Raw genomic sequence first — 21,440 nt, forward strand, 5'->3', positions numbered from 1 at the left:
AAACCTCGTATCGCTATCTTTTTATGAACTTACCCTAGCAGCTTCGCCGCTAACGGGCTGCAAATATACCACCCTTTCTCTCTAACTAACAAACTTTTTTAAACCTTTTTTTTGAAGTTTTATTCCATAAGCTTATTATCAAGAGGTTATAACCGAATTATTTTTAAGTTATGCTTTTTAAATGCCCTATTTAAATGCAAAACCTTCAGCTTTATAGTATCTATTATATAATAACGTCTCTACCATATACTATATTAAAGTTGATTTCTGCGTTAGGGAGAGTAATGACATCCTTTTTATGCTTGCATCCTACTTTCTTTGTTATATATATGTATAATTAAATACCACTTATTACTCTATTATATATAGTAGCATAAAAAGATATAATGGATAGCCCAACCCGAAGAAAAACGAAGGGGAACGCCCAAATAAAAATAATGACCCACAAAAAAAGCGAACTTTTCAGCTCGCTTTTTCAATATTTAAAAAATGTTATTCTAAGCATTCTTCATAAACTCTTCACACTTATCTACCATATTTCTACTACCACAAATAAACGGTACACGCTCATGCAACTCGGTTGGTTGAATATCCATAATTCGTGTAAATCCGTCACTCGCTTTTCCATTGGCCTGTTCAGCCAAAAATGCCATAGGATTACATTCATATAGCAAACGTAATTTACCTTTAGGGTTTTTAGAACTTTGCGGATACATATAAATCCCTCCCTTAATCATATTTCTATGGAAATCGGAAACTAAAGAGCCAATATACCTTGACGTATAAGGTCTGTCGCCTTCATCTTTTTGGCAGTACTTGATATAATCCTTTATACCTTGAGGAAACTGAATATAATTTCCTTCATTCACCGAATAAATATTACCATCTTCAGGAAACTCCATTTTAGGGTGCGATAAATAAAATGACCCAATGGCCGGGTTAAGTGTAAAACCATTTACGCCATCTCCGGTAGTGTAAACCAACATGGTTGATGTTCCGTAAACAATATAACCGGCCGCAACCTGCTTACTTCCCTTTTGTAAAAAATCTTCAATCTTCACAGGCGTTCCTACAGGAGTCACACGACGATAAATAGAAAAGATAGTCCCCACCGACACGTTAACATCAATATTTGAAGACCCGTCTAAAGGATCAATCAATACCACATATTTATTACCATGACTTTCATCAATACTATTAATAGTAATAAAATCGTCTTCCTCTTCACTCGCAATACCACAAACAATATTACGCTTGGTAAGCGTTTGAATAAATTTATCGTTAGCGTATACATCTAACTTTTGTTGATCTTCTCCTTGAATATTTGTATCTCCAGCAGCCCCAATAATATCAACCAATCCGGCTTTATTAACTTCGTGATTTACTATTTTAGCCGCCAAACGTAATGAATTAAGAAGACTGGATAATTCACCAGAAGAATATTTAAAAGATGCTTGATTTTCGATTATAAATTCTCCTAAGGTTTGCTTTTTATGCGCCATGAAATGAAGGTTTAGTTTATACAAATATCCGTTATTTTTTAAATAACTACAACGTTTTCGAGTAAGAAAACAATTTAAATATTCCAGTTTAAACTATCTTTGAAATAATTATTAAAGTATTATGAATTTCACAATTAGAAAAGCTGAAAAAGCAGATATGACACGCGTTCTGGAACTGATAAACCAGCTCGCTGTATTTGAAAAAGAACCCGATGCTGTAGAAGTTACCCTTGAAGACCTTGAAAAAGATGGCTTTGGAAATCGTCCAGCCTTTGAGTGTTTGGTTGCCGAAGTTAACGGAAAAGTACAAGGTACTGCCATTATGTTTCACCGTTACTCCACCTGGAAAGGTCGCATTTTACACCTTGAAGATTTAGTAGTTAGCGAAGACATGCGCGGTGCTGGTATCGGAACAGCTTTACTTGACGAAGTGGTTAAATTCGGATACGACTTAGGCGTCAGACGCATCAATTGGGAAGTACTTGACTGGAATACGCCTGCTATTAATTTATATGAGAAAAAAGGTGCCAATGTGTTAAGAGATTGGAATGTTGTACATTTAAGCGAACAAGGTATAAAGGATTATATAGCGAACTTATAATATGCAAGTATTTAAATTTGGTGGCGCATCGGTTAAAGATGCCGAAGGTGTAAAAAATATGGCATCGGTACTCCAAAAAACGGGGTATAAAAATACCCTAATTGTGGTATCGGCCATGGGTAAAACAACCAACGCCTTAGAACTTGTTATTAAAAACTATTTTGATAACAAGGCCGAATTACAAAGCTCGCTTCAGGAGGTTATAAAATATCATAACCAAATATTACTAACACTTTTTGAAGATGATTCGCACCAGGTTTATACCAAAGTAACATCGTTTTTCGACGAACTTAAAAGCATTTTAAAAAGTAACAAATCGCCAGATTACAATTTTGTTTACGACCAAGTTATTGGTTTTGGAGAACTCATTTCCACAACTATTGTTACCGAATATTTAAACTCTATTGGCATATACAATAATTGGATTGATGTTCGCAATCAAATAAAAACCGATAATTATTACCGGCGTGCTCACGTAAACTGGAGCATTACTCAGGAACACATTTCAAAACAATTCAACACTCAAATTTTAAATATTACGCAAGGCTTTTTAGGAAGCGATGCCAACAACTTTACAACCACATTAGGCAGAGAAGGCAGTGATTATACGGCTGCCATTTATGCCTACTGTTTAAATGCCAACAGTGTCACCATCTGGAAAGATGTGCCCGGCGTATTAAATGCTGATCCTCGATATTTTGAAAATGCGCAGTTACTAAACAAAATTAGTTATCGCGAAGCTATCGAACTAGCTTTTTACGGGGCTTCTGTAATTCACCCTAAAACCTTACAGCCACTGCAAGCTAAGGAAATTCCGTTGTACGTTAAATCGTTTTTGCATCCGGAAGCTCCGGGAACACGAATTGGTAAAAACATTACCCTCGACCCTATTATTCCCTGCTTTATTGTTAAAAAAAATCAGGTGTTGATATCGCTATCATCTCTGGATTTCTCGTATATCGTAGAGGAAAACATTAGCGAGATTTTTAATTTACTGCATTTGCACAAGATGAAGGTAGATGTTATTCAAAATTCAGCAATTAGTTTTTCGGTTTGTATAGACGATAATTACAATAATCTGGAAAAATTACTGCTTCATTTAAAAGCAAAATTTAAGGTAACATGCCACGAAAACGTTTCGCTTTACACGATTAGACATTATAATCAATCGGCAATAAATCAAATTGAAAAAGGTAAAACGGTATTATTAAAACAATTAACTCAAGAAACTGTACAAATTGTTGGCTATTAAATCTCACTAAGAAGTAACTAAACAATTTAGTACATTTACACTCATGACTAAACAGCAAAATACAGGGCTGGTAACTGCCAAAGAAGTCGCTAAAGTAATTCATGTAGCGAAATACGGTTTTATAGGCACCTTTTTAGGGTGGCTACTTATGAAAGTTTTAAAAATTTCAACACTTAATAAAATATACAACAGAAATAAGCACCTGGAAGAACTCCCCTTTTTGGATGCTATTTTAGACGATTTTAAAATAAAATTCGAAATTCCAGAAGAGGATTTAAAGCGCTTACCAAAAGACGGTGCTTATATTACGGTGTCTAATCATCCGCTTGGTGGGATTGATGGTATTTTACTTTTAAAATTAATGCTCGAACAACGCAAAGATTTTAAAATTATCGCCAACTTTTTACTGCATAGAATTGAGCCGTTAGTACCCTTTATTATGCCGGTAAATCCTTTTGAAAACCGAAAAGACGCTAAATCAAGCATTGCAGGCTTTAAAAATGCCATTCTACATTTAAGAGAAGGGCATCCGCTTGGTATTTTCCCCGCCGGTGAAGTTTCAACTTATCGCGATGGTAAACTGGTTGTAGACCGCCCTTGGGAAGAAGCTGCCATGAAACTGGTTAAAAAAGCCGAAGTTCCGGTCGTACCAATATATTTCCATGCCAAGAACAGTAAACTTTTTTACAAACTTTCAAAAATTAGCGACACTTTAAGAACGGCAAAATTACCTTCAGAACTATTAACTCAAAAACGCCGTACTATTAAGGTGCGTATTGGTAGACCTATATCGGTTGCCGATCAAAAAGAATATACCTCTCTTGATGATTTCTCAGAATTTTTAAGACGAAAAACCTATATCCTATCTAATGCATTCGAACATAAATCGAAAATATTAGATAATTTATCATCAACATTAAAAACGGCAAAACTTCCTAAAAACATTGTAACACCTGTAGATAAAGCGTTAATGACTGCAGAGGTTGATACACTGCGGGAAAATGACGGCCGACTGCTACAAAGTAAAAATTACGAGGTGTTTTTGGCCGAGCCTATTAAAATACCAAACATACTTAGGGAGATTGGTCGTCTACGCGAAATTACCTTTAGAGAAGTTGGAGAAGGTACAAACGAATCTATCGATTTGGATAATTTCGATACCTATTACCATCATATGTTCTTGTGGGATAATGATGCTAAAGTAATCGTAGGCGCTTACCGTATGGGATTAGGGGCTCAAATCTTTGAAAAATACGGTATCAACGGATTCTATTTACAGGACCTGTTCAGATTCGAGCCGGAATTATATAAAATGATGAGCCAGTCTATAGAAATGGGGCGCGCCTTCATTATTAAAGAATACCAGCAAAAGCCCATGCCTTTGTTCCTATTGTGGAAAGGTATTGTACATATTACATTGCGTTATCCGGAACACAAATACCTGATTGGTGGTGTAAGTATTAGTAATCAATTTTCAAATTTCTCGAAATCGTTGATGATTGAGTTTATGAAATCTCATTACTACGATCCGTATATCGCGCAATATGTACGCCCGAAAAAGGAATTTAAAGTGAAGCTGAAAGATGCCGATAAAGACTTTGTCTTTGATGAAACCGAAGCCGATTTAAATAAATTCGATAAAATTATTGATGAAGTAGAACCAGGGGCCTTACGCTTACCTGTACTCCTTAAAAAATACATTAAACAAAATGCGCGTCTGGTCGCCTTTAATGTCGACCCGCTGTTTAACAATTCCGTTGATGGGCTGATGTACATTAAAATAGCCGATTTACCCGAAAGCACCGTAAAACCGGTTATGGAAGAATTTCAGGCGGAACTGGAACGCAAGTTTATGAATGGTAATAACGAAGAAGAGAGCAACGAATAATTGCTCTCTTTTTTTTTATATCTCTCTTTGGCTTAATTAAAACCAAGGTTTCTTTCCAACCTGATAGGTATTGTAAAAATCATCATCCGATTTTGTTAAGTAAATAATCCCTTCTATAAAAGGGATAATGCTGGCAATACCACACGTCACCACACTAGCAATTAATTGAATAATACCTTCTTTGGTATAGCCCAAAACAAACTTATGTATCCCCAAATAACCCAACAGTATTGCTAAAATACCAGCCAACACCTTTTTGTTGTCACTTTCAAAAGTTTCTTGTGCGCCTTCGGTAAATTCTTTAGCAGTTTCCTTAGCTTCTTCAGCAAACTCCTTTGCTTTTTCTTTAAAATCGTCGTTTAAATTTTTATCTTCTGACATAGGTAAAACGTTATAAATTGATTAGTCTCTCTAAATTTAATAAAATTCTATTCAACTGAAACAAATATATTACCTGAATAACATCACAACCCCACCAATAGCCGTTACGATAAGTATAAAACGTCTGTAGTTCAAATTCGAAATTCGTTTAACCATAAACGCCCCCAGAAAAAAACCAATAATTACAAAAGGAACCAAAACAGAGTTTAGTGCCAGCGATTGGAAACTAACCGTATGCCAGACAAAAAAATGAAACGGTAATTTAAAAAGATTAATGATGAAAAATAACCAAGCGGCAGTACCTATAAATTCATTCTTTGGTAATCGGGTAGCCAGAAAATAAATATTAGCAATTGGTCCTGCCAAATTACCAACCATGGTAGAAAAGCCTGCTAAAAATCCTGTTGAAATTGCAAACCCTACATTATTTGGGACATCGTTAAGCGGTTTTCTTTCGGTATAAAACATGATAATTACCGAACCTATAATAATAATGGCCATAATGCACTTAAACAATTCTTCGGAAATATCATTACCTACCCAAACGCCTACCAATACTCCAACCACCATGGCTGGCATCAGTTTCCAGATATAATTCCATTTAGCATGTTTGTTATAATACACCACCGCAAAAATGTCGGCAACAATAAGCATGGGAAGTAAAATACCTGTCGATGCTTTTTCGCCAAAGACAAAGGCCAGAACCAAAATAATAATAATGCCGATGCCTTTAATACCGGATTTTGAAAGCCCTAAAACAAAAGCCGCAAAAGCAATAGCCATCCATTGAAACAAACTTAATTGATATGCATAAAGACTCTCTAAATACCCCAATAGAAATGATTTTAAAATTTAAGATGAAGTTACAAAAAAGCTTTGTCTACGGGTTCCCAAAGTTCTATTTTATTCCCATCATTATCTAAAATCCAACCAAATTTTCCGTATTCATACTCCTCCATTTCACCAACTACAGTAACCCCTTCCTGCTTTAAGATTTCTAACAATACGGGGAGATTTTCCACACGGTAATTAAACATGAAGTCTTTTTTAGAAGGCTGGTAATATTTGGTATCCTCTGGAAACGGACTCCATTGTGTAGAACAATCATTCCCGTCTGCATCCTTCCACCAAAACGTACAACCGTAATCATCGGTATTGAAGCCTAAATACTTTTTATACCAGTCTTTCGACGCCTTGGGGTCTTTCGACTTAAAAAACAAACCGCCAATACCTGTAACCCGTTTCTTCATAATTATTTCTTTTTAATATTAGTTTCGTAAATAGTAATCCATTGCTCAGGGGTAAGTTTCCTGCATAATTCTGCAATGAGTTGATAAGGGATCTCTTCTACTTTCTTAAAACGAATACAACTTTTACCTATGTCAAGTTTACGCTTACAGTACTTTGGGTATTCAGCAACAAACCAATCGTAAATCTCGGAAACTGCATAAATACCCATATGGTAAAGGTTGACAGAATTTTTATGGGATGCAAAACTCATAAACGGCAAAGGCTCTATTGGGTTACAATGATATCCGTCGGGATATAAACTATGAGGTACAAAATAGCCAATCATCCCATATTGAATGCCTTCCTGAAACCCTTCCGGAAGATTTTCTTTAATGACTTCACGAAGTTTAGTCAACGCCTCCTGACGTTCTTCAGGAACTTGTGTAATATAATCTTCAGGCGTTTCGGCTTGATATTGCATTTTGTTTGCTTTAGTTTCCTAAAATTAAGAATTTAAATGATATTAACTTCGAAATAGATTTTATATAATTCAACGCAACCTTCTGAAAGTTTACACATCTATAATGTGTAAGAATTTTAAATTATAAATTGTTAGATCATGAAATTATTATCCAACTTGCTCGCCTTACCATCCATTTTAACTATAACTATGCTATGCATTTCATGTAGTACTAACGATGAAAATAATCTTGAGCCATTTAACTCTATTACAAAGAGCAAAGAAGTTGTTTCATCAAATAACGCTTTTGCATTTTCTTTATTTAAAGAAGTTTTACAAGATGAAGAAAAAGCGAATGTAATGATTTCACCGGTAAGTGCATCATTAGCCTTGGGCATGGTTTACAACGGAGCCAATGGAGATACTAAACAAGCATTTTCGAATATTTTTAATTATGGTAATACCACTCTTGAAGAAACAAACGTTGTTAATCAAAATATTATAAACTACATTACCGAAACAACCTCTAGCTCTACATTTAACATTGCCAATTCATTATGGGTAAACAATACATTTCCTGTACATGCTTCCTTTATAGATGTAAACAAAACCTTTTACTATGCCGAAGTACAAAACAAAGATTTTAATAACCCAAAAACACTTGAAGCTATAAGCGACTGGTGTTCTAATAAAACTAATGGTAAAATCCCTAACGCCTTAGATGTCATTTCTCCGCAAGCAGCTATGTATGCCATAAATGCCCTTTATTTTAAAAGCACATGGAAACATGAATTTAAAAAAGAAAACACCAAACCAGAAGCATTTTATTTAAACGATAATACAGAAACGTTAGTAGACATGATGACTACTCAACATGACTTAAAATACCTAACTAACGATTTATTTTCTGCTGTTCAACTTCCCTATAAAAATGACAAATACATTATGACCCTAATACTTCCAAACACGGATAAACAGATAAATGATGTAATAATAGAAATGAATAGCCAAAACTGGGAAACATGGCAAAATAATTACCAACCGCAAGAGATAAAACTCTCGATTCCAAAATTTAAATTTAGTTACGGAAAAAAATTAAATAATTCGCTTACTAATCTTGGACTTGGTATAGCTTTTTCTGATTATGCTGATTTTAGTGGCATTAGCGATATACCAACGAAGATATCTTCTGTGTTACAAAAAACATTTATTGAGGTTAACGAAGAAGGAACCGAAGCTGCGGCGGTAACGGTTATTGAAATTGAAACAACTTCTGTTGGAAATCAACCCAAACAACTTGTGCTAAATAAAACCTTTTTATTTACAATTACTGAAAAAGAAACTGGTTCTATTTGTTTTATGGGTAAAGTAGGCAACCCAGCTATAAATTAAGCTTTACACGGTTTAACAAAATTTAGCTTTTATTTTATCGACAATAGTTTGTGCTAATTTTTCCTTGCTCTCTACCGTCCAGCCTGCAACATGAGGTGTGAGTAACACATGTTCCGAATCGATTAGATACTGAAACGCTTCGGGTAATTCTGAAGAAAATAATGTTTCGAAGGAAGCTTTTTCGTATTCTAACACATCAAGACCTGCACCAAGAATTTTACCTGATTTTAAAGCATCAACCAAATCCTGAGTTACCACACTTTTACCACGTGCGGTATTAATAAACCAAAACGGGCTTTTAAAACCGTTAATAAAATCGGTGTTAATCATCCCCAAAGTTAACGGGGTTTGTGGCGTGTGCAAACTCACTACTTCCACTTTTTCTTGAAACTCTTCTAAACTTACTTGTTTGGCATTCGCATCACCAACCCCTTCTTTAATATCGTAACACAATACCTCAACATCAAAGCCTCTTAACTTTTTTGCAAAGGCTTTTCCCATATTACCATAACCAATAATACCTACCGTTCTGCCATCTAATTCAATACCACGATTGGCTTCACGAAGCCATTGTCCATGTCGTACTTCTTTGTCTGCTTTATTCAATTTATTAAATAGCGATAACAACATCCCTAAGGCATGTTCACCAACTGCATTTCTGTTCCCCTCTGGGGCAGCAATAAGTGTTATACCTTTTTGTTCGGCATACTCACAATCAATATTTTCTAAACCGGCACCCACGCGTCCAATAAACTTAAGATTTGTAGCAGCATCCAGAAAGGGTTTATCGATGGTAAATCGGCTACGAAGAATAATTCCATCATAATCTGAAATTTTTGCCTCGACAGCTTCTTTCGATGATGTATAATCTTCATGATTAGTAAATCCTAAATCGTTTAACTGATTTAGCATGAGCTCGTGATTGGTGTCTAAATGAAGAATTTTCATGGTAAAAAATTAGACTGCAAATTTACGAAGTTTCGGGTTAGAGGACATAACAATACCTTTAAAACCCTAAAATAAGTTTTGCTATTAAAAAATAGATAAAAATCCCAAACACATCGTTGCTGGTGGTAATAAAAGGCCCTGTAGCCACCGCAGCATCGATGCCGCGTTTATCAAGGAAAATTGGAATAAAAGTACCTATAAGAGCAGCCATAATTATAACCGAAATGAGCGCAACACATATGGTTAACGACTCGTAATAACTTGTTTTAAAAGCAAAATGACTTATTAACAACACAATAGCAGCTATAGCCAATCCGTTAACCAATCCTAATGCGAACTCTTTAAGTAAACGACTAAAAATTTTACCATCTATTGTATCGTTTGCTAAACCTTGTACCACAATTGCTGAAGATTGCACGCCAACATTACCTGCAGTTGCCTGAATTAATGGAATAAACATTAATAATGCTGGAAATTTTTCCATAGCATCACTAAATCCGTTAATAATACTGGCAGCACCAATACCTCCAAACATACCAATAAGTAACCATGGTAAGCGGGCTTTGGTTAACTTCCAGATGCTATCATCGGCTTCAACATCTTGAGAAATACCGGCCGCTAACTGATAGTCGCGTTCAGCCTCTTCTTTCATCACATCGACAATATCATCGATGGTAATTCTACCTAACAATTTCATATCGTCGTCTACAACAGGAATGGCCTCTAAATCATATTTTTGCATGACTCTTGCCACATCTTCAGCATGATCTTTTACATGAACATAATCGACACTTGAAATATAAATATCTGAAATTTTTTGTTCATTTTTAGCAACAACTAAATCTTTTAAAGATAGGCGCCCCACTAACTTTTCCTGTTTATCGACCACATAAACCGAATGTACGCGGGTAACTTCTTTGGCTTGCCCACGAATACGACGTAAACACCCAGCTACCGTCCAGGTATCGTAAACCTTAACCAACTCTTTAGCCATCAATCCACCAGCAGAATCTTCGTCGTATTTAAGTAACTCGGTAATTTCAGCCTTGTGCTCTTCATCCTCAATTTGAGAGATAACCTCTTGGCGGCGTTCCTGTGGTAACTCAGCAATAATATCGGCAGCATCATCGGTATCTAATTCACCAATCTCTTCGGCAATTTCTTTGGTCGATAAATTTCTCAGGACTTTTTCTCGATTGTCCTCATCGAGCTCCATTAAAATATCGGCCGTCGTTTCAGAATCCAGAAGTTTAATCACATACATGGCCTCTTCAAGATCCAGCTCATCAAGAATCTCGGCAATATCGGCGTAATGAAAATCGTCTAACAGGTTTTTAAGATCTTTATCACGGTTTAAGCGGATAAGACTTTCTACCTGATTAACTAAATCGTCTGTCAACTCAAATTGTATGTTTTCTGTTTCTTCTGCCAAATGTTATGCTTTAATATCGTTTTCTATTAATTGTGTAAGTTCTATAAACTGCTGAACATTGAGTTGTTCCGGGCGTTTATCAAATATACTATTTGCTTTTAAACTATCGCTTAAATTAAATGTTTTTAAGCTGTTACGAATAGTTTTTCGACGTTGCTGAAAAGCCGCCTTGACTACTTTAAAGAATAAGGCATCGTCACAAGGCAAACTGTAATCGGCTTTACGAATTAATCGCATCACTCCAGAGTCGACCTTTGGTGGCGGGTTAAACACATCTGGCGGTACTGTAAATAAATATTCGGCATCGTAATACGCCTGAGCCAAAACGGACAAAATACCGTACACCTTGCTGCCTTCTTTTGAACAAATACGCTCGGCAACTTCCTTTTGAAACATCCCTGAAAATTCAGGAATCTGGTCACGCATCTCCAGCATTTTAAAAACAATCTGCGTTGAAATATTATAAGGAAAGTTCCCGATGATTGCAAAAGGCTCTCCTTTAAAAACCTCGTTTAAATCGTACTTTAAAAAATCTTTTTCAATAATTCGCGGTGCTAAATTCAGATAATTAGACTGCAAATACTCTACCGACTCCGTATCTATTTCAATCACATATGTAGTAATATCCTTTTTAAGAAGATATTTGGTAAGCACACCCATACCAGGCCCAATCTCTAAAACCGATTTGTAACCGTTTAAAGTAAGTGTATCTGCAATATCTTGTGCTACACTTTCATCATTTAAGAAATGCTGTCCTAAATGTTTTTTTGCCTTTACCTGATGTTGATTGGAATTATTTGCCACAGAATATTGAATATTTTAAATGCAAAAGTAAGTTTTATAATTTGGAATAGCTGCATTTCTCAAGGATTCGCAACTTATTCAATAAAACGACACCTACTTAAAGTTTACCGTGTACTCGTCTACTATTTGAAGTTCGGTTCTAAACGACAACACTTTATCACCAAAACGCTTCACCACATCTTCTCTTAAAATACCGGCATGATCTCTTAAATAGTCGTCTAAAGCCTCACGAGATGTTGCTCTGTACTGCACCGAATAGGTAACGCCTCCCATATCTTCCTCTACCAACACACGTGTTAAAGTCGCTGTTTTAAACTTTCCTGTAGATAACACCTGCGGAATGTGATCTTTTATCCATACTAACCACTGCTCGTGAATTGACTCCTCTACATTTGAAGTAACGTTATATATATACATAATGAAAGTGTTTTTGCAAAGTACCGTAGTTCTGCAACAGCATCAAAGTATTTTAGCGTAAAATTGGAATAGCTGGAACATATTTATACGATTTATTTTGATAAACCCTAATGGTATTAATAACAGTAACTAAAATATTAAAACCGTAGGTGATAAATATAAATTTAATTATCCCAAAGGGGCCTACAGATATTCCTAAGCTGCCTGATGTTCTAAAAAAACCTAAAAAGCTTGACATTATTAATAAATAAAAAGTAAACAATACCAGAACCCAAGTGATTTGAAAGTTCATAATTGACTTTCCTAATTTATCTACGCCTTTTAATTTATCCTTCTTCAATATCCATAAAACAAGAGGGATGATGATTCCTAAAATGGGAAAGAACAAAAAGCTTAAGGATGATATACTCATAAAAGTTAAATACCCTTTATCTTCCTGAATTTTCCAATCAATGATATCTTCAGGAGTACAATCTAAAGCATTAGCCAATTTTCTTAAGGAATCACCTCTAGGTTCGGTTTCGCTATTCTCAATTCTTTGAATGGTTCGCAGGCTTAAACTGGAGGCTTCAGCTAGATCTTCCTGAGATAATCCTTTTCTGTTTCTTAATTCTTTTACACGTTGTGCTAAATTCAATTCACTCATTTTTTATAGGTTTTAATTTTGACTAAAATTATGTCTCAGAGCTTCATTTTGATAACGTCTTTAGAACGACATGTTTACGTCATAAGTGTCAAAACCTAATGTTTTCGGTATATTTGAGGCTAATTTATAAAATCGCCACGCAAAGCACGATAGCGCTTTCTGGCATCTACAAAGTAAATACTATCGGCATGATTAAAAATAATTTGCTCGTATAAAGGCTTAGCTTTTTCCGGCTGATTCAGGATATTTTCATAAATATCAGCCAGACTAAATAATGCGTCATCAACCAAAATGCCATCACTAAAATTTTCTATTATACTCTCATAATTGGCTTTTGCCTGGTCAAACTGTTCACGGGCTTCAAATAATTGTGCTTGTTTGAATAAGGCCTGAGGAATAATCGCTTCGGTTTTATGTTCACTCAATATTTTATTAAGCAAATCTATAGCTGCTTCTTCCTTATTTTGAAATGCCAACAAATCGGCCTTTGCATACATTTTTAAAGCGGTTTGCAAAGAATCGCCATCATATTTATTATCCGTTATCAGGAGTTTTAAATCTAAAGCATCATTAGCTATTAATTGCGATGTTGAGGCTTTTAAGATATTTAATTGAGATTCTGCCCATTTAAAATCTCCTTTGTAATAACTTGTTTTCGCCACTTTAAAGCGCGCTTCCTGAGAAATGGTACTATTCTTTAAGTTCCGCTGAATTTGTGTATAGTAAATTAAGGCATTATTAAATTTTTCCTGTAAGACTAAAATATCGCCAAGCTCAAGCTTTACCTCCGCCTGCTGCATTTGATTTAAAGGTAATTTTAAGGTATCCTCTAGAAACTTTGTCGCCTTATCCGGTTGGTCATTTGAAAACGCTAAAAAGTGGGCATACCCCAATTGCAATTTAAATGTTAATGAGGACAGACCGAATTCAGAAAACAACTCCTGATACTTTTCATTTATGATTGCGTATTCTTTCTTGGGTGTTTGTCGCGTTTCAATCTGAATTAGATTATAATGGGCGTTAAGCAACATTTCGGTATCCTGAGCCGTTTCGGTTACGAAAGTTAAAATATCTTTTGCTATATCAAGTTCACCTTCATTCATCGCTATTTCTGCAAGGTCTTCAATACTATCAAGGCTTTCTGGTTGGCGCATAAAAATAGCTTTCTCCTGCACAAAGGCTTTATTGTAATCTTTCTGCTGAATAAATAACCAACTCAACAACTGGTTCCACAAGACCTGAGGTTCTTGTTGCATTTTTTTAAGTAAAATCTTTCTGAACAGAATATTATTTTCATTCTCTCCATTCTCACTTATAAAGTCGCTTATAAATCGCTTTACATTACTTAAGGCTATAGGATTGGCTTCGGCGAAATCGACATAACCAATAAACATCTCTTCAATATTCCCCAATTCTCCATTTAATTGTGCCAATTGCAAATTGAAATTAAAATCAGGTTTTAATGCCATAGCCTTTTCATAGGCCTGTATGGTTTCATTTAAAAGTGTATGACCTTGAAAACTCTTAGCAACTGCAAACACATTACTTGGGCGCTCTTCTATGCTATTAAGGGCTTCATTATAATATAAAGTGGCTTGTTCCAAATCTCCTTTAAGCTGGTAATTATAACCCAAATCCACTTTAAATGCGGGGTAATTAACACGTTGAATTAGTTTCAATAGCAAAGTTTCTGCCTCGGTGTACTGCTCCAGTTCCTGATGTGCTGAAACAATCTGATTTATATAATTGACGTTGGAAGGTGATTCGGCATATAGTTTTTTGTACTCGAACAAGGCTTTCTCGAAATCACCATTATTAAAATATTCGCGAGCTAGCATATCGCTTTGCGCAAATGCAGCTGAACTCACCAATAGAAAAATAACAAATAAACGTCTCATACCGTAAATATAATAAATGCCATGTGTAGATGTAGCATCTTACTGAAATAAAAAATGCCCGAATAACATCCGGGCATAACCAACCAAAATTAATGTTCTATTAACTACCTCCTAAAATGAAAGTAACACTCGATTGGGGACAGTCTTAATTGCACCGCATAAGCGATAACAGACAGTTTAGATTGAACACTTAATTATAAAAATTAGAATTTAAATTCTTGCTGTAAAATGTTATTCTGCAGTAATTACATTTTCAGTTTTATGTTCAGAATGAAAAATATCGAAATCTGAAAATAAAACTTTCGATGCTACAAAAATTAACGTGATAAGAATGAGTAGGCGTTTAACATTTTTCATGGTAGGTCAGGTTTTTCAGTTTTGGAGCTCCTAACTTCGAAAAATTATTTAAAAACGCAAAATAATAAGGCAACAAATCGACTAAAAACGCTGTTAATTAACACTTTGTCGATTTTAAAATTTAAAAATCGGGTAATTTGTAAGTTTTTTACCCGATTTTTATTGTTCTGTTAATCAATGATTTTAAATCCTGTATATGGCTGTAAAACTTCAGGGATAACAATACCCTCTTCCGTCTGGCAATTTTCTAAAATTCCCGCTAAAACACGAGGTAAGGCTAACGAACTTCCATTTAAAGTATGAGCCAATTCGTTTTTACCATCACTGTTTTTAAAACGCAGTTTTAATCGGTTAGCCTGGAAAGTTTCAAAGTTAGACACCGATGAGATTTCTAACCAACGGTCTTGTGCTGTAGAGAACACTTCAAAATCGTAAGTTAACGCAGATGTAAACCCTAAATCGCCTCCACATAATCTAAGAATTCTGTATGGTAATTTAAGTTCCTGTAAAATTCCTTTTACATGTTCTACCATACCGTCTAAAGCCTCATAAGATTTGCTTGGATGTTCTACACGTAAAATTTCAACTTTATCGAACTGGTGTAAACGATTTAAACCTCTAACGTGGGCACCGTAACTTCCCGCCTCACGACGGAAACATGGTGTGTATCCTGTGATACCTATTGGCAATTCACTTTCGTTAAGCACCACATCTCTAAAAATGTTAGTTCCCGGAACCTCAGCTGTTGGAATTAAATATAAGTTATCGGCTGTTACATGGTACATTTGCCCTTCTTTATCAGGCAACTGTCCAGTACCAAACCCTGATGCCTCATTTACTAAATGCGGCAACTGAAATTCGGTGTAACCTGCTGCTGTATTTTTATCTAAAAAGTAAGCAATTAAGGCACGTTGTAATCGAGCACCTTTGCCTTTATACACCGGAAAACCTGCTCCAGTAATTTTATTCCCTAATTCGAAATCGATAATATCGTATTTCTTAGCCAGTTCCCAGTGTGGCAAGGCCCCTTCATGTAATTTAGGAATGTCGCCTTCTCTGTAAACTTCCTCATTATCCTCATCTGTTGAACCAGTCGGAACAATATCGTTTGGCACATTAGGAATTTTATAAAGTAACTCACTCAACTCGGTTGACTTTGTGTTTAAAGCTTCGGTAAGTTCTTTAGATAATTCTTTTAACTGACCCGTTTTTTCCTTTAACGCATTTGCCTCTTGTGCCTTACCAGATTTGTACAAGTTTCCTATTTCCTTGGATAAGGCATTGGATTCAGCTAAAGTGTTATCTAATTCTGTTTGAATTCGACGTCTGTCTTCATCAAATGCAATAACATTATTAATCATCTCAGCAGCATCAATATTACGTTTTGCTAAGCGATTAATTACCAAATCTTTGTTTTCTCTAATAAAAGGAACTTGTAACATGAATATAAAATTTAAGCGACAAATTTAATGAATTGCACGATATTTAGTTGGCTTTTTAAAACTAAAAATCCAATTAAAAGTGCGAGGCTATATAAGTTAGTGAGGTTTCTTTATCTTTTTGTAATTGCTCTTTTAAAGCCTCTATAGATTCGAAGGTTTTCTCATCTCGAATACGGTGTAGTAAGTCTATTTGAATTTGTTTTCCGTAGATATCTTCATTGAAGTCGAAAAAGTGCACTTCAATCGTTTCTTTGTTTCCTTTAACCGTTGGATTCGTTCCGATGTTCATCATACCAAACACTGTTGCTCCATCAATAATCGATTTTACTACGTAAGCACCTTGTTTAGGTATTAATTTATAATCTTCTTCTATTTTAATATTGGCTGTTGGGTAATCTATTTGTCTCCCTAAGGCTTTCCCTTCAACTACCGTTCCTGTGAGCATAAAATTATACCCCAAATAAGCATTTGCCTTGTCGATATCTCCCTCACCTAAAGCCACTCTTATTTTCGTAGAACTTACCGAAACATCATCTATATCCTGAGCAGAAATTTCTTCAACATCAAATCCGTAAAGCTCGCCATACTTTTTCAAGTCGTTTATATCGGCATTTCGGTTTCTGCCAAATCGATGATCATAACCAATAATAACTTTTTTAGCGTGAAGCGTATCAACTAGAATTTCTTTAACAAACTCTTCAGCAGTTAAACGTGAAAATTCTTTGGTAAATTTTTTAATAAGTAAATAATCTAAACCTAAGCCATCTAAAATGGCACGGCGTTCATTTATGGTATTAATCAACTTAATATTAGAATCCTTTTGCAACACCATTCGCGGATGCGGAAAGAACGTAAGGATTACCGATTTTAAGTGCGATAGCTTCCCTGTATTAATTAAACGGTTAATTATTTTTTGATGCCCAATATGAACTCCGTCGAAAGTTCCTATGGTAACAACTGATGGCGTATCAGAGCTGTAAGCCGTAATATTTTCAATCTTGCACATAAAAGCTATTAATTGCTAATTTGATTTAAAAAAGTTAGATTTGTTATTAGCGTTTTAATAATCTCGTTCTAAATCAGTTTTATGAAAGCAAAACTACATTATGTTTTATCAATAACAATGCTTTTATTTATCTTTTCAGCTTTTGGTCAAAATTCTTCATGGAAAAAACTAGAACGTGTTAAAGATTCTAAAAAACTATCGAAACTGCATTTAGATAGATCTAAAGTTCATTTTTTTAAACTAGACATAACATCTCTTAAAAAGAATATAGGTCGAGCAACATCGAGATACGCTAAATCTAAAAAAACGGAAACCTTATTAGACATTCCATCACATAATGGAACCATTGAAACATTCAAAATTTATGAATCTTCTGTTTTTGCTCCATCGTTAGCAAATAAATACCCTGATATAAAAACCTATGTAGGCTATTCCTTGACTAATTCCGGTAAAAAACTAAGAATGTCTATTTCTCCACAGGGTGTATACACCATGGTTACATCCATGAACAAAGGAATGATTTTTATGCAGCCGGTAGAGAAAAACTCAGACGAGTATGTTCTTTACCATAAAGCTGATAAAAATGATTTGAAATATGAATTTCTATGTAAAACACTTGAGAACCTCGATAAATCATCTTTTAAAAGCACTTCATCTTTAAAAACAACCGTAGACGAAGGCGGCGCTAATAATCAAACCCTTCAAAAATTTAGAATAGCTATTTCTACCACCGCTGAATATACCGCTTACCATAACGATGGCATTGCAGGTAACGGAAATGCCGTTGCCGATGCCTTAGCAGCCATAAACACAACTATTGGCCGTGTTAATGAAATTTTTGAAACCGATATGGCTATTACTTTCGAATTGGTTGATGCGCCCCAACTTATTTATACCAATGCAACCACCGATCCTTATTCGGATGCCAATATAGGGGCAAGTGAAGATTATGCCGGTGAACCAGAAGGTTGGAATTTACAGTTACAAAACACTTTAACATCTGTAATAGAAAACAGCGCCTATGATATAGGACATCTGTTTGGTGCTAGTGGTGGGGGCGGAAATGCAGGTTGCATAGGTTGCGTTTGTGAAGACGACACTCCTGCATCAAACGATATGCATAAAGGTAGTGGCTTTACCTCTCCCTCTAACGGAATACCTGAAGGCGATACTTTTGATATAGATTTTGTTGTTCACGAAATTGGTCACCAAATGGGAGCAAACCACACCTTCGCATTTGAATCTGAGAGTACTGGAGTAAACTCTGAACCAGGTAGTGGGTCCACAATAATGGGATATGCTGGAATTGTAGGTCCAGACAATGTAGAAAATAGCAGTGATGCTTATTTTCACTATCACAGTATAAAACAAATTCTAGACAATATTGTTGGTAAATGCCAAACTACTGAAAACATTAATAACCTTCCACCTGCTGCCGATGCCGGTCCTGATTATACTATACCTGCGGGTACCGCTTATGTTTTAAAAGGAAATGCGACAGATTCCAATAGGGCAGATAACTTAACCTATTGCTGGGAACAAATAGATAGCGGCACAACAAACTATTTAAATTTCGGGCCCGATTTAGCTACGGGTTCTATGAATCGCTCATTGCCACCTTCAAATTCAAGTGATCGGTATATCCCTAATTTCAGTAGTGTTTTAGAAGGAAAAATTGCTCAAACGGACCCCAATATTTTTAGCGACTGGGAAACAGTTTCTAATGTAGGCAGAACGCTAAACTGGGCTCTAACTGTGCGCGACAGATCGCCTGGAGATGGCAGCATTGGACAGTCCAGTTACGACACAATGGAAATAACCGTTGAAGATGTTACTCCATTTACTGTTACCAATCCTATATCCTGGGCACAGGGAACTTCACAGGAAATAACATGGGAAGTCGGTGAAACTAATAATGGTACTATTAATTGTCAAAATGTAAACATAAAGTTATCTACCGATAGCGGACTTACATTTAATACAACTATAGCCTCCAATGTACTGAATAATGGGTCATACAATTACACTGTACCCAACCTACCCAATACAACAACTGCTAGAATACTAATTGAAGCTGCCGACAATATTTTTTATGATGTTTCAGACTTCGATTTCTCGATATCAAATGACCCAGAATTCTTTATGGTAGATGAAACTCTGGATCCAATAGCTTGTAAGAGCACTTCTGCTGTTTTTCATTTTAACTATGCCACTGCTAACGGTTATACAGACAATACAACATTTAGCGCAACAGGCATCCCAGCAGGATCATCGGTATCATTTTCTCCAACAAGCTTAGATTCAGATGGAATTGTAACAATGACGATTAACGACCTAGACAACATCCCTAATGATGACTATACCATCACTGTTACCGGAACCTCTAACTCCCTAACCAAAGATAAAGTATTTGAATTTCCATTTTACAATGGTGTTTGTAAATCTATTGCAAACGACAACTACGAAACCAGTATCACAGGAGTTATTTTTAACACCATCAATAATCTAAATAATGAAAAACCCTCTGGCTATTCAGATTACACCAATCTTTCTACAGATGTCAATCGATCTAACACATTTGACTTAACGGTTAATGTAAATACAGATGGTGATTACAGCACCAATACAGTTGTTTGGATTGACTGGAATCAAAATTGTAGTTTTGATGATGATGGTGAAACTTATATCTTAGGGTCGGCAACCAATGTTGTTAATGGTCCTACAAGTAATTCTCCGTTTTCTATTACAGTTCCGAGTAATGCCGTATTAGGCAATACCACTATGAGAATAGCTACTAAGTTTGCGGGTGAAGGTTCTCCAATACTTTGCGAAAATGGTTTTGATGGAGAAGTTGAAGATTACAGCTTAAATATCATTCCTACACTTAGCGTTGAGCAATTTGGTTTTGACAACTTCAATGTCTTCCCTAATCCTAATAATGGAACTTTTACTATTAAATTAAATGGATCACTGGAAGGCAAAATTACTGTAGATATTGTTGACTTAAGAGGTAGAACGATTTTTAAAAACAGGTATAAAAACCCTGGTGACTTTGAACAGGACATTAATTTAAATCTAGTTCAAACCGGGCTTTACCTTTTAACTGTTAGTGATGGTATGCGAAAATCGAGTAAAAAAATTATCATTAAATAAATAAAAAAAGCAGAATTGAGTTCTGCTTTTTTTACTTCCCATTAAAAATATTCATGGTATTTGATAGTCCAGCCAAACCAAATGATTTTATTAGTTCTACCGATTTTTCTAAACGCTCGTTTAATTTATCATTTTCTTCTTCCGTCCACTCGCCAAGCACATAATCGACTTGACGTCCTTTACTAAAGGCATCACTAATTCCGAATCGGTAACGGTTATATTTGGTGGTATTCAATTTATCCTGAATATCTTTTAAACCGTTGTGACCTCCATCACTTCCTTTAGCTTTAACACGAATACTTCCAAAGGGCAAGTTCAAATCGTCGGTAATTACTAAAAGGTTTTCTAAGGGAATTTTCTCTTTCGTCAACCAATACAGCACTGCCTTACCACTTAAATTCATATAAGTGCTTGGCTTTAAAAAAATAAAAGTCCTTCCTTTTAATTTATACTCCGTTACGTCACCTAATTTTTGAGTTTCGAATGTTAGCTCTTCCTTTTTAGCGAAAAAATCTAAAATCTTAAACCCTATATTATGGCGCGTATTCTCATACTTATCTCCAATATTTCCTAAACCTACGATTAAGTATTTCTTCATAAAATATGTGTCGTCTTAAAATCTTTTGTAAAA

At 35.4% G+C, this 21,440-nt stretch carries 20 protein-coding genes; 5 read left to right on the forward strand and 15 right to left on the reverse strand.

Going from position 1 to position 21,440, the window contains the following annotated elements; genetic code table 11:
- Positions 1-497 precede the first annotated feature (497 nt).
- Positions 498-1,502, reverse strand: coding sequence for a class 1 fructose-bisphosphatase (gene fbp, locus ICJ85_RS03870; RefSeq protein WP_188222476.1), 1,005 nt, complete (start codon positions 1,500-1,502; stop codon positions 498-500).
- Positions 1,503-1,623: 121 nt separating this feature from the next.
- Here fbp and ICJ85_RS03875 point away from each other — a divergent pair, with 121 nt between their 5' ends.
- Genes ICJ85_RS03875 through ICJ85_RS03885 form a run of 3 tightly spaced genes read left to right on the forward strand, consistent with a single transcriptional unit; the run spans position 1,624 to position 5,243 of the window.
- Complete coding sequence (locus ICJ85_RS03875) at positions 1,624-2,103, forward strand: GNAT family N-acetyltransferase (protein WP_188222477.1); 480 nt, start codon at positions 1,624-1,626, stop codon at positions 2,101-2,103.
- A gap of 1 nt (position 2,104) precedes the next feature.
- Positions 2,105-3,355 (forward strand): aspartate kinase, encoded by a 1,251-nt coding sequence (locus tag ICJ85_RS03880; protein WP_188222478.1) that lies wholly within the window; start codon positions 2,105-2,107, stop codon positions 3,353-3,355.
- Positions 3,356-3,398: 43 nt separating this feature from the next.
- The gene (locus ICJ85_RS03885) at positions 3,399-5,243 is read left to right on the forward strand and encodes a GNAT family N-acyltransferase (RefSeq protein ID WP_188222479.1); all 1,845 of its coding nucleotides are present in this window, start codon (positions 3,399-3,401) and stop codon (positions 5,241-5,243) included.
- Between the two features lie 36 nt (positions 5,244-5,279).
- On the opposite strand, the gene ICJ85_RS03890 is transcribed toward ICJ85_RS03885, so the two are convergent.
- The 4 genes from ICJ85_RS03890 to ICJ85_RS03905 all read right to left on the reverse strand — a co-directional run bounded on the left by ICJ85_RS03890 (position 5,280) and on the right by ICJ85_RS03905 (position 7,335).
- On the reverse strand, positions 5,280-5,624 hold the full coding sequence (locus ICJ85_RS03890) for a TM2 domain-containing protein (RefSeq protein WP_188222480.1): 345 nt from the start codon (positions 5,622-5,624) through the stop codon (positions 5,280-5,282).
- Positions 5,625-5,693: 69 nt separating this feature from the next.
- Positions 5,694-6,458 (reverse strand): sulfite exporter TauE/SafE family protein, encoded by a 765-nt coding sequence (locus ICJ85_RS03895; protein ID WP_241739485.1) that lies wholly within the window; start codon positions 6,456-6,458, stop codon positions 5,694-5,696.
- A 29-nt stretch (positions 6,459-6,487) separates the two neighbouring features.
- Positions 6,488-6,874 (reverse strand): VOC family protein, encoded by a 387-nt coding sequence (locus tag ICJ85_RS03900; RefSeq protein ID WP_188222481.1) that lies wholly within the window; start codon positions 6,872-6,874, stop codon positions 6,488-6,490.
- Between the two features lie 2 nt (positions 6,875-6,876).
- The gene (locus ICJ85_RS03905; RefSeq protein ID WP_188222482.1) at positions 6,877-7,335 is read right to left on the reverse strand and encodes an iron chaperone; all 459 of its coding nucleotides are present in this window, start codon (positions 7,333-7,335) and stop codon (positions 6,877-6,879) included.
- A 138-nt stretch (positions 7,336-7,473) separates the two neighbouring features.
- Between ICJ85_RS03905 and ICJ85_RS03910 the strand changes: the two genes are divergently transcribed.
- Complete coding sequence (locus ICJ85_RS03910) at positions 7,474-8,706, forward strand: serpin family protein (protein ID WP_188222483.1); 1,233 nt, start codon at positions 7,474-7,476, stop codon at positions 8,704-8,706.
- Between the two features lie 12 nt (positions 8,707-8,718).
- Here ICJ85_RS03910 and ICJ85_RS03915 read toward each other — a convergent pair whose 3' ends face one another.
- The 9 genes from ICJ85_RS03915 to ICJ85_RS03950 form a co-directional block, all read right to left on the reverse strand.
- Positions 8,719-9,654, reverse strand: a complete 936-nt coding sequence (locus tag ICJ85_RS03915) for a 2-hydroxyacid dehydrogenase (protein WP_188222484.1) — start codon at positions 9,652-9,654, stop codon at positions 8,719-8,721.
- Between the two features lie 58 nt (positions 9,655-9,712).
- Positions 9,713-11,086, reverse strand: coding sequence for a magnesium transporter (gene mgtE / locus ICJ85_RS03920; RefSeq protein WP_188222485.1), 1,374 nt, complete (start codon positions 11,084-11,086; stop codon positions 9,713-9,715).
- 3 nt (positions 11,087-11,089) lie between these two features.
- Entirely contained in the window at positions 11,090-11,890 is an 801-nt protein-coding gene (rsmA, locus tag ICJ85_RS03925; protein ID WP_188222486.1) for a 16S rRNA (adenine(1518)-N(6)/adenine(1519)-N(6))-dimethyltransferase RsmA, read from the reverse strand.
- Positions 11,891-11,983: 93 nt separating this feature from the next.
- Entirely contained in the window at positions 11,984-12,307 is a 324-nt protein-coding gene (locus ICJ85_RS03930; protein ID WP_188222487.1) for a DUF4286 family protein, read from the reverse strand.
- A gap of 52 nt (positions 12,308-12,359) precedes the next feature.
- Positions 12,360-12,953 (reverse strand): helix-turn-helix domain-containing protein, encoded by a 594-nt coding sequence (locus ICJ85_RS03935; protein ID WP_188222488.1) that lies wholly within the window; start codon positions 12,951-12,953, stop codon positions 12,360-12,362.
- 119 nt (positions 12,954-13,072) lie between these two features.
- Entirely contained in the window at positions 13,073-14,851 is a 1,779-nt protein-coding gene (locus ICJ85_RS03940; RefSeq protein WP_188222489.1) for a tetratricopeptide repeat protein, read from the reverse strand.
- A 231-nt stretch (positions 14,852-15,082) separates the two neighbouring features.
- Complete coding sequence (locus tag ICJ85_RS16645) at positions 15,083-15,208, reverse strand: hypothetical protein (RefSeq protein ID WP_262891395.1); 126 nt, start codon at positions 15,206-15,208, stop codon at positions 15,083-15,085.
- Positions 15,209-15,378: 170 nt separating this feature from the next.
- A complete protein-coding gene (gene serS / locus ICJ85_RS03945; protein ID WP_188222490.1) occupies positions 15,379-16,650 on the reverse strand; it encodes a serine--tRNA ligase in 1,272 nt (423 codons plus the stop codon).
- Positions 16,651-16,723: 73 nt separating this feature from the next.
- Positions 16,724-17,656: a bifunctional riboflavin kinase/FAD synthetase gene (locus ICJ85_RS03950; RefSeq protein WP_188222491.1), complete on the reverse strand. Its 933-nt coding sequence runs from the start codon at positions 17,654-17,656 to the stop codon at positions 16,724-16,726.
- A gap of 81 nt (positions 17,657-17,737) precedes the next feature.
- Between ICJ85_RS03950 and ICJ85_RS03955 the strand changes: the two genes are divergently transcribed.
- Complete coding sequence (locus tag ICJ85_RS03955) at positions 17,738-20,809, forward strand: reprolysin-like metallopeptidase (protein WP_188222492.1); 3,072 nt, start codon at positions 17,738-17,740, stop codon at positions 20,807-20,809.
- 31 nt (positions 20,810-20,840) lie between these two features.
- Here the strand turns inward: ICJ85_RS03955 and pth are convergent, their stop codons facing one another.
- Positions 20,841-21,407 carry an aminoacyl-tRNA hydrolase gene (gene pth, locus ICJ85_RS03960; protein WP_188222493.1) on the reverse strand — a complete coding sequence of 189 codons (567 nt, stop codon included), beginning with the start codon at positions 21,405-21,407 and terminating at the stop codon, positions 20,841-20,843.
- Positions 21,408-21,440: the final 33 nt, after the last annotated feature.

Origin of the sequence: Aestuariibaculum marinum (assembly GCF_014596975.1) — a bacterium.
GTDB lineage: Bacteria > Bacteroidota > Bacteroidia > Flavobacteriales > Flavobacteriaceae > Aestuariibaculum > Aestuariibaculum marinum.

Coding starts and splice junctions, on each gene's coding strand:
- ICJ85_RS03915 (WP_188222484.1), bottom strand. CDS start 9,654: ATGAAAATTCTTCATTTAGACACCAATCACGAGCTCATGCTAAATCAG.
- ICJ85_RS03940 (WP_188222489.1), bottom strand. CDS start 14,851: ATGAGACGTTTATTTGTTATTTTTCTATTGGTGAGTTCAGCTGCATTT.
- ICJ85_RS03880 (WP_188222478.1), top strand. CDS start 2,105: ATGCAAGTATTTAAATTTGGTGGCGCATCGGTTAAAGATGCCGAAGGT.
- fbp (WP_188222476.1), bottom strand. CDS start 1,502: ATGGCGCATAAAAAGCAAACCTTAGGAGAATTTATAATCGAAAATCAA.
- ICJ85_RS03890 (WP_188222480.1), bottom strand. CDS start 5,624: ATGTCAGAAGATAAAAATTTAAACGACGATTTTAAAGAAAAAGCAAAG.
- ICJ85_RS03885 (WP_188222479.1), top strand. CDS start 3,399: ATGACTAAACAGCAAAATACAGGGCTGGTAACTGCCAAAGAAGTCGCT.
- serS (WP_188222490.1), bottom strand. CDS start 16,650: ATGTTACAAGTTCCTTTTATTAGAGAAAACAAAGATTTGGTAATTAAT.
- ICJ85_RS03935 (WP_188222488.1), bottom strand. CDS start 12,953: ATGAGTGAATTGAATTTAGCACAACGTGTAAAAGAATTAAGAAACAGA.
- ICJ85_RS03905 (WP_188222482.1), bottom strand. CDS start 7,335: ATGCAATATCAAGCCGAAACGCCTGAAGATTATATTACACAAGTTCCT.
- ICJ85_RS03950 (WP_188222491.1), bottom strand. CDS start 17,656: ATGTGCAAGATTGAAAATATTACGGCTTACAGCTCTGATACGCCATCA.
- ICJ85_RS03930 (WP_188222487.1), bottom strand. CDS start 12,307: ATGTATATATATAACGTTACTTCAAATGTAGAGGAGTCAATTCACGAG.
- ICJ85_RS03875 (WP_188222477.1), top strand. CDS start 1,624: ATGAATTTCACAATTAGAAAAGCTGAAAAAGCAGATATGACACGCGTT.
- pth (WP_188222493.1), bottom strand. CDS start 21,407: ATGAAGAAATACTTAATCGTAGGTTTAGGAAATATTGGAGATAAGTAT.
- ICJ85_RS03910 (WP_188222483.1), top strand. CDS start 7,474: ATGAAATTATTATCCAACTTGCTCGCCTTACCATCCATTTTAACTATA.
- ICJ85_RS03955 (WP_188222492.1), top strand. CDS start 17,738: ATGAAAGCAAAACTACATTATGTTTTATCAATAACAATGCTTTTATTT.
- ICJ85_RS03900 (WP_188222481.1), bottom strand. CDS start 6,874: ATGAAGAAACGGGTTACAGGTATTGGCGGTTTGTTTTTTAAGTCGAAA.
- ICJ85_RS16645 (WP_262891395.1), bottom strand. CDS start 15,208: ATGAAAAATGTTAAACGCCTACTCATTCTTATCACGTTAATTTTTGTA.